We start from the raw sequence: 13,954 nt of genomic DNA on the forward strand, positions 1-13,954 counted from the left end.
TGCGAGCCCTACGCGCCGAGCGGCAGAACACTCGCCCCCGCGGCGTCGAGGGAGAGCCGGTTGGCGGCCCATCCCTCCCCCGCGAGCCGTGCGACCTTGTCGGCCGCGCCGTCCTCGACCAGCGCGAGCACCGTGGGGCCCGCGCCGGACACGACCGCTGGGACGCCGTCCGCGCGCAGTCGGTTGACCAGAGCGATGCTCTCGGGCATCGCGGGTGCCCGGTAGTCCTGGTGGAGGCGGTCCTCCGTGGCGGGCAGCAGCAGCTCGGGGCGCCGGGTCATGGCCTCGACGAGGAGGGCCGCACGACCGGCGTTGGCCGCCGCGTCCACATGGGGGACCGTACGCGGCAGCAGGCCGCGGGCCGTCTCCGTCAGGACCGCCCTGGCGGGTACGAAAACCACCGGAACGATGGAACGGACGGGGTCCATCCTGATGGCGCGGGCCGCTCCCCCGTCCATCCAGGCGAGCGTGAACCCGCCGAGCAGACAGGCGGCGACATTGTCCGGGTGGCCCTCGATCTCGGTCGCCAGCTCCAGCAGCGCCGCGTCGTCGAGCCGCGCGTCCCCGCCTATGGTGACGGCGCGGGCGGCCACGATCCCGGCACAGATGGCGGCCGAGGAGGAGCCCAGGCCACGGCCGTGCGGGATGCGGTTGGCGCAGACGACCTCCAGACCGCGCGGCTGTCCGCCGAGCAGGTCGAAGGCCGTGCGGAGGGACCGTACGAGCAGATGGTTCTCGTCGCGGGGAAGCGTCTCGGCGCCCTCACCCGCGATGTCGACGTGCAGTCCCGAGTCGGCGACCCGGACCACCACGTCGTCGTAGAGCCCCAGCGACAGGCCCAGGGCGTCGAAGCCGGGGCCGAGGTTGGCGCTGGTGGCGGGGGTGCGCACCCGTACGGCGGCGGCGCGGAAAGCGGGACCGGCCATCGCTCTGACGACTCTCCTTGTGACTGCGGTACTGGGCTTGACTCCGGGCTTGCCCGGCTTGCTGGCTTGCTGGAGTGACGAGTTGCTGGATCTACGGCGGACCTGCGTGGCTGTGAGGGGTTCCGGGTGGTGCGGGAGGAGGTTTCGAGAAGGCCGTGCGGAACGCCCGGGGCCACGACAGCGGCAGCACCACGGCATATACGGCGGGGCGGATTGGGTACAGCTTATCGAAGGATGGATCGGTGGCGACATAGGGCGCACAGGAGGCGCACGATGCGTGTCGCGTGCCTGCCTGTGCGCCGATGCCGATCCTGCGTACATCGCGCCCCTGACCCGTCCCCGGAACCGCTCCCGGACCCGTTTCCGGACTCGTTTCCGCGGCCTTCCGCCGGCCGGGCGGGGGGTGGTGTCAGACGAGGCCGAGGCGGGCCGCCGCGGCGACCGCGTCGACCGGCACGGTGACCGGCTGGGGCGCCCCGGCGACGGCCCAGTCGGGGTCCTTGAGGCCGTTCCCGGTGACGGTGCACACGATGCGCTGGCCGGGGTCGACCTTGCCCTCGTCCGCCGCCTTGAGCAGTCCGGCGACGGAGGCGGCCGAGGCGGGCTCGACGAAGACGCCCTCCTGGGAGGCCAACAGCCGGTAGGCGGCGAGGATCTGACGGTCCGTCACCTCGTCGATGAAGCCGCCGGACTCGTCACGGGCGTCCAGCGCGTACTGCCAGGAGGCCGGGTTGCCGATCCGGATCGCGGTGGCGACGGTGTGCGGGTCCTTGACGATCTCGCCGCGCACGATCGGTGCGGAACCCGACGCCTGGAAGCCCCACATGCGCGGCGTGCGCCCCGCGACGCCGTCGGCGGCGTACTCGGTGTAGCCCTTCCAGTAGGCCGTGATGTTGCCGGCGTTGCCGACCGGCAGTACGTGGATGTCCGGGGCGTCGCCGAGCGCGTCCACGATCTCGAACGCGGCGGTCTTCTGGCCCTGGATACGGACCGGATTGACCGAATTGACCAGCGCCACCGGGTAGTTGTCGGAGAGCGAGCGGGCCAGCGTCAGACAGTCGTCGAAGTTCCCCTCGACCTGGAGGATCTTCGCGCCGTGGACCAGCGCCTGCCCCATCTTTCCGATGGCGATCTTGCCCTGGGGCACCAGGACGGCGCAGACCATCCCGGCCCGTACGGCGTAGGCGGCGGCCGAGGCCGAGGTGTTGCCGGTGGAGGCGCAGATGACCGCCTGGGCGCCTTCCTCCTTGGCCCGGGTGATGGCCATGGTCATGCCACGGTCCTTGAAGGACCCGGTGGGGTTGGCGCCCTCGACCTTGAGATGTACCTCACAGCCCGTGCGCTCGGAGAGCACCTGTGCCGGAACGAGCGGCGTACCGCCCTCGCGGAGGGTGACGACCGGCGTCTTCTCGGTCACCGGGAGGCGGTGCCGGTACTCCTCGATGATGCCGCGCCACTGGTGGACGCCCTCACGGCTGTCCCTGCTGGTCAGGCCATTGCTGGTCATGGGTCCCTTACTCCCCTTCAACACGCATGATGCTGGCGACACCGCGCACGGTGTCGAGCTTGCGCAGCGCCGCGACGGTCCCCGAGAGGGCCGCGTCGGCCGCGCGGTGGGTGACGACGACGAGGGCGGCCTCGCCCGCACCGTCCTGCCGGCCCTTCTGGCGGACCGTGTCGATGGACACGCCGTGCTCGGCGAAGACCGTCGCGACCTGGGCGAGCACACCCGGTTTGTCGGCCACGTCGAGACTGATGTGGTAGCGCGTCACCACGTCGCCCATGGGGCTGACGGGAAGCTGGGTGTACGCGGACTCCCCGGGCCCGGTGGCCCCGGCGAGCTTGTTGCGGCAGACGGCGACGAGGTCGCCGAGGACGGCGGAGGCGGTCGGGGAGCCGCCCGCGCCGGGGCCGTAGAACATGAGCTGCCCGGCCGCCTCGGCCTCGATGAAGACCGCGTTGTACGCCTCGCGCACGGAGGCGAGCGGGTGGCTGAGCGGGATCATGGCCGGGTGGACGCGGGCGGTGACGGAGCGGCCGTCGGCGGCCCGCTCGCAGATCGCGAGGAGCTTGACCGTGCAGCCCATGCGCTTCGCGGAGGCGAGATCGGCGGAGGTGACCTCCGTGATGCCCTCGCGGTGCACGTCGTCGAGGCCTACGCGGGTGTGGAAGGCGATCCCGGCGAGGATGGCGGCCTTGGCGGCGGCGTCGAAGCCCTCGACGTCGGCGGTCGGGTCCGCCTCGGCGTACCCGAGGGCGGTGGCCTCGTCGAGCGCCTCGGAGTAGCCGGCGCCCGCGCTGTCCATCCGGTCGAGGATGAAGTTGGTCGTGCCGTTGACGATGCCGAGGACGCGGTTGACCTTGTCCCCCGCCAGCGACTCACGCAACGGCCTGACCAGCGGGATGGCGCCCGCGACCGCCGCCTCGAAGTACAGGTCGCGGCCGTGCCGGGCGGCGGCGTCGTACAGCGTCGTGCCGTCCTCGGCGAGCAGCGCCTTGTTGGCGGAGACGACGGAGGCACCGTGCTCGAAGGCGGTGGTGATCAGCGTACGGGCGGGCTCGATGCCGCCGATGACCTCGACCACCACGTCGATGTCACCCCGTTTGACCAGGGCGGTCGCGTCGGTGGTGATGAGCGAGGGGTCGATGCCGGCGCGACCTCTGGAAGGGCGCCGGACGGCGACCCCGGCCAGCTCCACCGGGGCCCCGATCCGCGCGGCGAGGTCGTCGGCGTGCGTCGTCATGATGCGCGCCACCTCTGAGCCGACCACACCACAGCCCAGCAGCGCCACCTTCAGCGGACGCGTACGCATCATCCGACCTACGCCTTTCATCCAATGTCATCGCACGCGACCGGCCGTCGAGATCCGCCGGAAGCGTGATTGCCAACCAGTCTCACTCACCGGACGGGAGTTTCTGCCCCTCGTCCAGATTGCGAGACATGTATTTCAGTGACCGACATCGAGACGCAAGAGATCTTCCTCCGTCTCACGCCGGACGATCACCCGGGCCTCGCCGTCCTTGACGGCGACGACGGGCGGCCGGAGCGCGTGGTTGTAGTTGCTCGCCATCGAGCGGCAGTACGCGCCGGTGGCGGGCACCGCGAGCAGGTCGCCGGGGGCCAGGTCGGCGGGGAGGAACGCGTCCCGCACGACGATGTCGCCGCTCTCGCAGTGCTTGCCGACGACGCGGGTCAGCATCGCCTCGGCGTCGGAGGAGCGGGAGACCAGCGCCACGCTGTACTCGGCGTCGTAGAGAGCCGTACGGATGTTGTCGGACATGCCACCGTCCACACTGACATACGTGCGGAGCCCTTCGAGCGGCTTGATCGTGCCGACCTCGTACAGCGTGAAGGCCGTCGGGCCCACGATGGCGCGCCCCGGTTCGACGGAGATGCGGGGCGTACGGAGCCCGGCGGACTCACACTCACGGGTGACGATGTCGGTGAGCGCCTTGGCGATGTCGTGCGGCTCGCGCGGGTCGTCCTCGGAGGTGTACGCGATGCCGAGGCCGCCGCCGAGGTCGATCTCCGGCAGTTCCACGCCGTGCTCGTCGCGCACCTCGGCGAGGAGCTGGACGACGCGGCGGGCGGAGACCTCGAAGCCGGCCATGTCGAAGATCTGCGAGCCGATGTGCGAGTGGACCCCGATCAGTTCGAGGCCGTCGAGCTTGAGTGCCCTGCGGACGGCCTCGGCGGCCTGTCCGTCGGCGAGGGCGATGCCGAACTTCTGGTCCTCGTGGGCGGTGGCGATGAACTCGTGCGTGTGCGCCTCCACCCCGACCGTGACCCGGATCTGCACGGGCTGGCGCTTGCCGAGGCGCTGGGCGATGTGGGCGACCCGCACGATCTCCTGGAAGGAGTCGAGGACGATCCGGCCGACCCCGGCGGTGACGGCGCGCTCGATCTCCTCGGTGGACTTGTTGTTCCCGTGGAAGGCGATGCGTTCGGCGGGCATCCCGGCGGAGAGGGCGGTGACCAGCTCGCCGCCGGAGCACACGTCGAGGTTGAGCCCTTCCTCGTGCAGCCAGCGCACGACGGCGCGGGAGAGGAATGCCTTGCCGGCGTAGAAGACGTCCGCGTCCTTGCCGAAGGCGTCGGCCCAGGCGCGGCAGCGGGCACGGAAGTCGGCCTCGTCGAGGAAGTACGCCGGCGTGCCGAACTCCTCGGCCAGCCTGGTCACTTCGATCCCCGCGAGGCTCACCACGCCGTCGTCGCCGCGGCGCACCGTACGCGACCAGACCTTCGCGTCCAGGGCGTTGAGGTCGGCGGCGGGGGCCGTGTAGTGGCCCTCGGTGAGTACGTCGGCGTGGCGGGGGCCTGCGGGGTGTGCGGAACGGCTCATGTGCGTGGCTCTCTTGGCTTCTTCTCAGAGGTGTGCGGAACGTTCATGGATGCTCCGTTCACAGGTGCTCCGGGGCATCGACGCCGAGCAGGGACAGGCCGCCGGCCAGCACCGTCCCGGTGGCTTCGGCGAGCGCGAGCCGGGACCGGTGGGCGGCCGAGGGTTTCTCGTCGCCGAGGGGCAGCGGCCGGCAGGTCTCCTGGAAGCGCAGGAACGCGTCCGCGGTGTGTTCGAGGTGGCGGGCGAGCCGGTCGGGGGCGCGCAGCCGGGCGGCGGCTTCGAGTACGGCGGGGTGGTCGCCGAGGAGGGTGAGGAGGGCGGTGGCGGGCTCCTCGACGATTGTCGCGCCCGTGCCGTCGGTCACGTCGGTCGCGTCCGTCACGTCGGTCACGTCCGTCGCGTCCGTGCTGTCCGTCCCGCCGGTCTCCGCCGGGGTGAGGGAGAGCTGTGCGGCGGCGCGCGCGGTGGCGCGCGTGCGGGCGTGCGCGTAGCGCGTGAGGAAGAGTCCGTTGCTCTCGCGCTGGACGAGCAGCGTGCGGGCGGCCTCGCCGTCGGTGTACGGCCGGTCGTGCGCGGCGGGCCGCAGCAGCGCCCAGTGGGCGGCGTCGGGCCCGAGCCGCGCGTACAGGTCTTCGGCGGTGACGGGCGCGGGGACCGGGACCGGGCGCAGCGCCTCGGCGGCGCCGGGGACGACGGCGGCCTCGGCGCCCTGGGTACGGAGCAGCTTCACGGCCGTACGGGTCCACAGGGCGGCCCGTGGCTCCTCGGCGGGTGCCAGGGCGACGGTGGTACCGGCGAGGGCGTCGCCGTGCCCGTAACGCGTCCCGGCGCGCCGGATCGTACGGAGCAGCCCGGCGCGGGCGTCCTCGCGGCGGCCGGCGGCCAGGGTGAAGTTCAGGAAGCCGGGCCCGGTGATCTCCACGTGGGCGATGCCGGATCCGGGTGCGGTGCGCAGGATGACGGTGCGCAGGATCTCGGCGACCTCGCGGGGCGGGCGCCCGGCGGGGCCCGCGAGCCGGAGCGCGACGTTGGTGGCGTAGTCCCCCCGGCCGCCGGGGCGGGGCCGGTCGACCGCGACCCGTTCGGGCACGGGCCCCGGCAGGGCGTCGTCCTCGACCGCGCGGCACACGGCGTGCAGCACGGTTCGGGAGAGCTCTGCGGGGGTCACGGGGGCAAGCCTAGGGGAGGGAGGGGGGCTTCCCGCCAACCGGTTTCGCGATGCGGTCAGCCCAGGGTGTGGCCCGCGTGTCCGGCGCCGTGCCGGCCGTCCAGGGACGGTGGGCCCTCCTGGTGGCACAGGCGGCGTACGAGGCGTATGAGGTCGGCCGGTTCGAAGGGCTTGGCGAGGAAGCCGTCCACCCCGGCGGCGGTGCCGGTGTCCATCTCGTACTGCGTACAGGCGCTGACGATCGCGATGGGCACCCTGCTGGTACGGGGGTCGGCGCGCAGCCGGGCGGCGGTGCGCAGGCCGTCGAGGCGTGGCATGACCACGTCGAGGGTGATGACGTCGGGGGCGGCCTGGTGGACCACGTCCAGGCATTCGGCACCGTCGGCCGCGGTCACGACCTCGAAGCCCTCAAGTTCGAGATTGACCCTGATCAGTTGCCTGATGACCCTGTTGTCGTCGACAACGAGCACCCGGCCGGACGCTCCAGACACAACTTGAGAGTAGGTCCGAAGCCGGTGCCGCGTCCGGGTTTTGCCGACTTCCGCCCCGCCTCGCGCCCGCCTCGTTCCCGCCTCGTGCTCCGCTCGGACGACGCGGGCGCGGCGCCCGAGCGGGCGCCGTACCGGGAACGGTGATCAACCCGCTTACGCCCCCATAGAGTCTTGGTCCATGGAGCAGAACGAAGTCGTCCTCAGGGCCATCGGCATTCTCACGCAGTCCGCGGAGTGGATCCGCACGGCCGACCGCGACGCGGAGCCCGGCGGGGTGGCCGCCGAGGAGCCGGCGGCCGGCGCGGAGCCCGGCGGCGACAGCGGGGCGGGGCAGATCGGTTCGCTGCTCGCGGAGGTCTTCCCGTCCTTCACGGTCTCCTCGGAGGCCACCCCGCTGGAGGCGGCGCACTCGGTGACGGAGGCGGCGCTGCCCCCGATCATGCAGCTCATCGGGGCGTTCACCTTCGTCTTCACGGAGCTGGCCCGGGTCCATGACGCCGGGCGTACGGACATCTCGTCGGAGGAGCTGCTGCGTGAGCTGGCGCTGAGGATGTCCCGTCCGCAGGATCCGCAGGGATAGTCGTCCCTGCCGTAGCCGTAGCCGTGGCCGTCGTCCAGCCGAAGCCGTCGTCTCAGCCGAAGCTGACGCGTTCCAGCCAGAAGTCGAGCAGTGCGCGGTCGCCGAGGATCTCGATGTCCTCGCCCCCGGCCGGACGCCGCTTGTAGACGAGCAGGAGGAGGTCGGTCAGCGGACCGCGCACGGCGACGGCGGCCTCCTCATGGGCCCGGCGCCAGGCCAGAGCTTCGCCGGTGAGGTCGACCAGCCACTCCGCCGCCGCCTCGGGCGGGGTGTCGGTGGCGTGGAAGTGGAGCGTGCGGCCGGGGCCGAGCAGCTCGCGCGTCCACGGGTGGGCCTCGAAGTGCATCGGGAGCGAGCCCAGCTCCATCCACTCGTCGAAGGCGTCGAGGGCGACCTCGGTGTCGAGGATGTACGGCGCACCGGCGGCGAGGGTCGCGTCGGCCCGGTGGACGACGGTCTCGTGGGTGAACCGGCGGGCGTAGAAGTCCGTGGATCCGCCGGGAACCGGCGTCCACAGTTCCGTGCCGGGGCCCGCGGCCCGCAGCGTCCCCGCGAGCCGGGCGGCCCCTTCGGTGAGCCAGGGCCCGACCACGGCCGGGTCCTCGTCCTGGCAGGCGGACAGGTCCCGGAAGTGCTCGTCGGGAAGGGGCCCCGTCGCCCGGGTGCGGACGATCTCCTCGGCCCAGCGCTGGGCCCCGCCCAGATGCCGCAGGAGCTGCCCCGTGTTCCACCCCGGGCAGGAGTCCACGGGGACGGTCAGGTCCTGGCCCGCGATGTCGGCGGTGAGCAGCGCGGTCTGCGTGACGATCTCGGCGCAGAGGCGTTCGTATCGCAGGTGTTCGGCGCTCGTAACGGTCATGGCGCCCACGGTAGGGGGCACCACTGACAATCGCCCGGCGCCGACCGCGCGCTACCGGGGTGCGCCGCTCGCGGGGCGGCGGCGCGGGAGCAGCGCCGTGGCCGCCAGCGGGATCGCGGCGAGGACCAGCCACGGCAAGGCCACCGGAAGGCCCGAGTCGAGGAGGGAACCCGTGGCCGCGCTGCCGGCGAGGACGATCAGGCCGGAGACGGACGACAGCGCGCCGACGTAGAGGCCCAGTCTCCCGGGGGCGGCGAGGTCGGGGACCCAGGCGCGGGCGGCCGGGGCCGTCAGCATCTGGCCGAGGGTGAGCAGGGCGACGAAGCCCGCGACCGGCGCCAGTCCCCAGGCGCCCGTCAGGGCGGCGGGGCGCGCCGCCGCGACGACGGCGAAGCCGGCCGACAGCAGGACCAGGCCGGCCGTCATGGAGCGGCGCGGGTCGAGCCGGCCGGCGGCCCAGCGGGTGACGGGGAGCTGCGCGGTGACGACGAGCAGCGAGGAGAGCGCGAAGAGCCAGGCCAGCGGCGCCTGGGAGCCCGCCGCGCGCTCCACCTCGGCCGGGACGGCCAGGTAGAGCTGGTTGTACGCGAGGAGGTAGGTCCCGTACGCCAGGCAGAGCGCGAGGAAGCGCCGGTTGCCGAGCAGGCCGCGTACGCCGCCGGGGCCCCTGGTCGGCGTACGGCCGGGTATGTGCTGCGGCAGCAGCCACCAGTGGCCCGCGAGGACGAGCACGAAGATGACGGAGCCGGCGAGGCAGACCGTACGGAAGTCCACCTCCAGCAGCAGCGCGCCGAGCAGCGGTCCGGCGAAGGCGCCCGCCTGTCCGGCCATGGTGAACAGCGCCAGCACGCCGGTACGGTCGCCGCCGCCCGTCTCCTCCCTGGCCACGGCCTGGCGGGCCACCTCGGACTCGACGGCGGGTGAGAACAGGGCGGCGGCGAAGCCGGTGAGCAGTACGGCGCCGATGACGGACCAGGACCGCTCGGCGAAGCCGAGCCAGGTGAACCCGGCGATACGCAGCACGCACCCCGCCAGCACCACGGGCCGTACGCCGTACCGGTCGGCCAGGGCGCCGCCGACGACGAACAGCCCCTGCTGGCTGAAGGTCCGCAGCCCCAGGACGAGGCCGACCAGCCAGCCCGCCATGCCGATGGCTCCGCCGAGGTGGTCGGAGAGGAACGGGAGGACGGCGAAGAAGCCGACGTTGAAGGCGAGCTGCGTCAGGATCAGGAGGCGGAGGAGCGGGCCGAGTCCGCCCCACACGCCGAAGCCGGACCGGAGCCGGGTGCCGAATCGGGGGCCGGGCGGCGGGCCGGACGAGGGGCCGGGCAGTGGGCCTGACGAGGGGCCGGACGGCGGGCCTGACCGGGACACGGCGCCTTCGGCCTGGGGCTGAGGTGCGGCGCCGGACGGGGGCGCGCGCACGCCCGTGTCCCCGTCTCCGCGCCCAGGGCCTCTGTCCCCCGACCCGGTCATCAGGCTTCCTTCGGGGCGGCGATCACGAAGGCGTCGGTCCTGGCCGCCCCGGTCGTCCTGGGCGTGCGCGGCCGGCCCCGTGTCCCGCCCGCCGCCGACACCGCGAGCGCGCCCAGCAGGGCCAGTACGGCGGCCGGCGCGAACACCGCCCAGGGCGCGCGCTCCGCGTACGGCAGGTTCTCGGCGAGCAGCAGGCCCCACTCGGGCGACGGCGGCTGCGCGCCCAGCCCGAGGAAGCCGAGGGAGGCCAGGGCGAGCGCGACGGCGGGCAGCCTGACCAGCGCGTGCCGGGCCACCGGCGGTACGACGGCGGGCAGCAGCTCGCGGCGGAGCAGGTGGAGCGGGCCCGCGCCGAGCGCGCGGGTGGCGGCGAGGTGGGTGGTGGCGCGTTCCTGGAGGAGCAGCGCGGAGGCGTGCGCGGCCAGCGGCGCCCAGGCGACCGCGGCCACCGCGAGCGCCGGGGTGGCCGGGCCGCTGCCCGCGGCCCCGGCGACGAGGAGCCCGGCGAGGACGGGCGGCACGGCGTTGACGGTGTCGACGGCCGCCCCCGACACCTTCGGTACGAGCCCGAGCAGTACGCCGAGGAGGAGCGCGGCGGCGCTGACCGCCAGGGCGAGCGCGAGGGTGGTGAGCGCGCCGTGTCCGATCCGGGCCAGGACGTCGCGGCCGAGGGCGTCCGTCCCGAACGGATGCGCCCAGGACGGTGCCTGGAGCCGCGCGGCGGTGTCCAGGCGCAGCGGGTCGCGGACGAGCCCGGCGCCGATGACGCCGAGCAGGAGCGCGCCGTACGCCAGGGGCAGGGCGCGGCCCGGCGGGGGCGTGGGCCGGTGCGGGGACTGGAGCGCGCCGTCCCGCAGCACGGCCCCGAGCATGAGGTGCGCCGTGGAGCGCGCGAGGCCGCCCGCGGCGGCGGCGAGCAGGAGCAGGGCGAGGGTGCCCGCCTGGAGTACGGGCAGGTCCTGGGCGATGGCGGCTTCGAGGGTGAGCCGGCCGAGGCCCGGGATGTCGAAGATCTGCTCCACGGCGACCGAGCCGCCGGTGAGGCCGACGACGAACAGGCCCAGGTTGGGCAGGAGGCCGGGAAGGCAGCGGCGCAGCGCCTGCCGGGCGATCCGGTGGCCCGGGATGCCGCGCGCAGCCGCCGCGAGCGCCCACGGTTCGTTGAAGGCGCCGGGCAGCGCGTCGTCGAGGATCCGGCCGAGCAGCGCGCCGGCGGGCAGGCCGAGGGCGAGCGCGGGCAGCACCAGCCACGCGGGTCCGTACCAGCCGAGCGCGGGCAGCCAGCCGAGCTGTACGCCGACCACGGTGGCCAGGACGGACGCCGTCAGGAACTCGGGCAGCGCGGCGAGCATGGCCGCCGCTCCCCCGGCGCGTGGCACGCCGGGCGTGCGCCGCGCGCCGCGCCGGAGCGTACGGGCGCACACGGCCCCGGCGGTGGCGACGGCGACCGTCATGGCGACGGCCATCAGCAGCAGGGAGACGCCCATCGCCTGGCCGACGGCGGGCAGTACGGCGGATCCGGAGATCCACGACTCGCCCGCGTCCCCGCGCGTCAGCCCGCCGAGCCACTGTCCGAGGAGGTGGCCGGGTCCGGCGCCGAGGCCGAGTTGGTCCCGTACGGCGCCGAGGGCCTCGGGGGTGGGGTCACGTTCGGCGGAGCGCGCCTTGAGCACGGTCAGCGCGGGGTCGGTGCGCGAGAGCCAGGGCAGCAGGCCGATGAGGCAGAGCAGGCCGCCCGCGAGGACGGCGCGCCAGAGGACGGCGAGGCCGGGGGGCGCGGTGAAGGGCGCGCGTCCGGCCGGGGGGTGGTTCATGCAGGTCGTCCGCTCAGCGTCGGGTGCCGGGGGCGACGAGGGCGCGTTCGTACGGGTCGAGCAGTGCGCCCCGTACGGCGGTGGCGACGCCGAGGACGTTGCGCTGGTGGACGAGCGGGACGACCGCGTCCGTACCGAGGATCCGCGCCTCGGCGGCCATCACGGCGCGCCGCCGCTGTTCCGGGTCCGCGACGGTGTCGGCGGCGGCGACGGCCCGGTCGACGGCCTTGTCGCAGAGCAGCGCCAGGTTGTACGTGCCGTCGCAGGTGTAGTCGGAGGCGAGGACGGAGACGGGGTCGCCGGTGTCGAGCATGGTGTTGCGCGCGCCGACGAACGCGTCGAACTTCCCGGCCAGCGCGTCGCTCTCGATCCGCGAGGACTCCCGCACGGTCAGCTCGACGGTGAAGCCGGCCTTCTCCAGCTGCTGCTGGAGGACCTGGGCGACCTCGGGCAGCTCGGGCCGGTTGTCGTACGTGGCGAGGGTGACGGTGGCCCCCTTGACCTGCGCGGCGGTGGCCGGCTCCGCGCGCCCGACGGGCTGTTGGCGCAGGCCTTCCGCCCAGTTCAGGGCGGGGCCGAAGACGCCCTTGCCGGGGTCGGCGTATCCCTCGTAGACGTTCTTGGCGAGTACGGAGGTGTCGATGGCCCGGCGGGCGGCGGCCCGTATCTCCGGGTCGGCGAAGACGCCGGAGCGGGTGTTGAGGAAGAGGCTGGTGGTGCGGGCGGTGGGCACTTCGCGTGCGACGCCCTTCGGCAGGGAGGCGGCCTGCGAGACCGGTACGGCCTCGGCGATGTCCTCCTCGCCGGTGCGCAGCGCGTTGGCGCGTGCGGTGCCGTCGGCGATGAACTTGGCGTCGATGCCGGACGCCTGGGCCCGGCCGCCCCAGTAGTCGTCGAAGCGGTCGAGGGTGGCGGAGGCGGAGCCGTTGACCTTGGTGAGGGTGAACGGGCCGGTGGCGTGGCCGACCGGGTCGGGGGTGCCGGTCTTCGCGGCCCCCTTCCTGCCGGCCCCCTCCGACGGCTTCCCGTACGCCTTCGGGGAGAGGACGGCCAGGCTCGGTCCGGCCAGCCGCAGTGGCAGTACGGGGTCGGCGGTCGCGGTCGTGACGCGGACCGTACGGTCGCCGGAGGCCTGGGCGGTGAGCTTCACGCCCGCGAGCGCGGTGGGTACGGGGGTGGCGTCCGTGGCGTGGGTGAGGGCGGCGGCGACCGCGTCGGCGGTGACGGGCGCCCCGTCCTGGAAGGTGGCGTCGCGCAGGGTGAAGAGCCAGCTGCGGCCGTTCTCCCGGCGCCAGGACTCGGCGAGGGCGGGCGCGGGCGCGCCGTTGCCGTCCAGCCGGGTCAGCCCCTCGGTGACGCCGAGCCGGCTGAGGAGGGTGGCGTCGGCGCCGTACGGGGAGAGGTTCTCGGACGGCGGGAAGGCCAGCGCGATCCGCAGCCGCGCACCGTCGGACGCCCCGGAGCCGGAGCCCGGCGCGCCGGAGGAGCCACCGTCGGCGGCGAAGCAGCCGGTGAGCAGCGGGGCGAGCAGGGGAGCGAGCAGCAGACCGGCGGCCGGGCGGCGGCGGTGGGCAGGGCGCATGGTCCTCGTTCTCTACGCGATGAGCGGCCTTGTGCGGGTCCCTCGGGCAAGGGCGAACGAAAGGCTACATGACAATCGTTTTCACCAGGCCGGTCGAGGGGCTTCGCGTCAGACCATGGGGACTTCGAAGTGGACGACGCTCCCCGCGCCACCGGGGGGCCCGGGAGCCCCGGCGCCGCCCTCCGAGCCCTCCCGCTCGTCGCACACCACTTTCCCGAGCGACCGCCAGAACGGCTCTGCGCCGGTGACCGCCGGGTCGGTGTGCAGATAGACCGAGGAGTAGCCGCCGTCCGCCGCGGCGAAGTCCAGCAGCTCCCGCACGAGCTCGCGCGCGAGCCCCTGGCGGCGGTGGGCGGGACGTACGTAGACCCGGCGGAGCTGGGCGGTCTCCCCGGACGGGTAACGCTCCGCGAGCCACAGGGGGTTGGGTGGGTGTGCCGGGCCTCGCGAGTCGAGGGCCGCGGTGGCGACGACCGTCTCCGCACCACCCTCCCCCTCAACTCCGCCCTCTTCCACGGCGACCAGCAGGGTGTGGCGCGCGGGGACGAGGTAGGCGGCCTCTATGTCGATGATGTCGCCGTGCCAGCGCGGCACATACCCCGAACGGAAGTCGTGGTAAACGGTGTCGAGCATCACCACGCGGGCGGCGTCGGCGTCCTGAGGGGTCGCGGTTCGAATGCGGTAGTTCGGCACTTGCGCATCATATGCAGTAAGC

Annotated in this window: 12 protein-coding genes; 1 reads left to right on the top strand and 11 read right to left on the bottom strand. The window is 73.8% G+C overall.

The features are described 5' to 3' along the window. Positions 1 to 8 precede the first annotated feature (8 nt). The 6 genes from thrB to ACFXPL_RS02535 all read right to left on the bottom strand — a co-directional run bounded on the left by thrB (position 9) and on the right by ACFXPL_RS02535 (position 6,928). Positions 9 to 926, bottom strand: coding sequence for a homoserine kinase (thrB, locus tag ACFXPL_RS02510; RefSeq protein ID WP_384911183.1), 918 nt, complete (start codon positions 924 to 926; stop codon positions 9 to 11). Between the two features lie 409 nt (positions 927 to 1,335). Further along, entirely contained in the window at positions 1,336 to 2,433 is a 1,098-nt protein-coding gene (gene thrC, locus ACFXPL_RS02515) for a threonine synthase (protein WP_384911185.1), read from the bottom strand. A 7-nt stretch (positions 2,434 to 2,440) separates the two neighbouring features. After that, complete coding sequence (locus tag ACFXPL_RS02520) at positions 2,441 to 3,739, bottom strand: homoserine dehydrogenase (protein ID WP_384911262.1); 1,299 nt, start codon at positions 3,737 to 3,739, stop codon at positions 2,441 to 2,443. 135 nt (positions 3,740 to 3,874) lie between these two features. Beyond that, a complete protein-coding gene (gene lysA, locus ACFXPL_RS02525; RefSeq protein ID WP_384911188.1) occupies positions 3,875 to 5,269 on the bottom strand; it encodes a diaminopimelate decarboxylase in 1,395 nt (464 codons plus the stop codon). A gap of 58 nt (positions 5,270 to 5,327) precedes the next feature. Then, complete coding sequence (gene nrtL, locus ACFXPL_RS02530; RefSeq protein WP_384911191.1) at positions 5,328 to 6,437, bottom strand: ArgS-related anticodon-binding protein NrtL; 1,110 nt, start codon at positions 6,435 to 6,437, stop codon at positions 5,328 to 5,330. Positions 6,438 to 6,493: 56 nt separating this feature from the next. Continuing rightward, positions 6,494 to 6,928, bottom strand: a complete 435-nt coding sequence (locus ACFXPL_RS02535) for a response regulator (protein WP_384911194.1) — start codon at positions 6,926 to 6,928, stop codon at positions 6,494 to 6,496. A gap of 178 nt (positions 6,929 to 7,106) precedes the next feature. On the opposite strand from ACFXPL_RS02535, the gene ACFXPL_RS02540 reads away from it, so the two are divergent. Beyond that, on the top strand, positions 7,107 to 7,508 hold the full coding sequence (locus ACFXPL_RS02540) for a hypothetical protein (RefSeq protein WP_384911197.1): 402 nt from the start codon (positions 7,107 to 7,109) through the stop codon (positions 7,506 to 7,508). 52 nt (positions 7,509 to 7,560) lie between these two features. Here ACFXPL_RS02540 and ACFXPL_RS02545 read toward each other — a convergent pair whose 3' ends face one another. From ACFXPL_RS02545 to ACFXPL_RS02565, 5 genes are all read right to left on the bottom strand, one after another. After that, on the bottom strand, positions 7,561 to 8,367 hold the full coding sequence (locus ACFXPL_RS02545; RefSeq protein ID WP_384911200.1) for a maleylpyruvate isomerase family mycothiol-dependent enzyme: 807 nt from the start codon (positions 8,365 to 8,367) through the stop codon (positions 7,561 to 7,563). 51 nt (positions 8,368 to 8,418) lie between these two features. Next, positions 8,419 to 9,741 (bottom strand): MDR family MFS transporter, encoded by a 1,323-nt coding sequence (locus tag ACFXPL_RS02550; RefSeq protein ID WP_384911202.1) that lies wholly within the window; start codon positions 9,739 to 9,741, stop codon positions 8,419 to 8,421. A gap of 101 nt (positions 9,742 to 9,842) precedes the next feature. After that, positions 9,843 to 11,657, bottom strand: coding sequence for an ABC transporter permease subunit (locus ACFXPL_RS02555; protein ID WP_384911205.1), 1,815 nt, complete (start codon positions 11,655 to 11,657; stop codon positions 9,843 to 9,845). Positions 11,658 to 11,670: 13 nt separating this feature from the next. After that, on the bottom strand, positions 11,671 to 13,239 hold the full coding sequence (locus ACFXPL_RS02560) for an ABC transporter substrate-binding protein (protein WP_384911208.1): 1,569 nt from the start codon (positions 13,237 to 13,239) through the stop codon (positions 11,671 to 11,673). 108 nt (positions 13,240 to 13,347) lie between these two features. Next, positions 13,348 to 13,932 carry a GNAT family N-acetyltransferase gene (locus tag ACFXPL_RS02565; protein WP_384911211.1) on the bottom strand — a complete coding sequence of 195 codons (585 nt, stop codon included), beginning with the start codon at positions 13,930 to 13,932 and terminating at the stop codon, positions 13,348 to 13,350. Between the last annotated feature and the right edge of the window lie 22 nt (positions 13,933 to 13,954).

This window comes from Streptomyces sp. NPDC059092 (assembly GCF_042756365.1).
Lineage (GTDB): Bacteria > Actinomycetota > Actinomycetes > Streptomycetales > Streptomycetaceae > Streptomyces.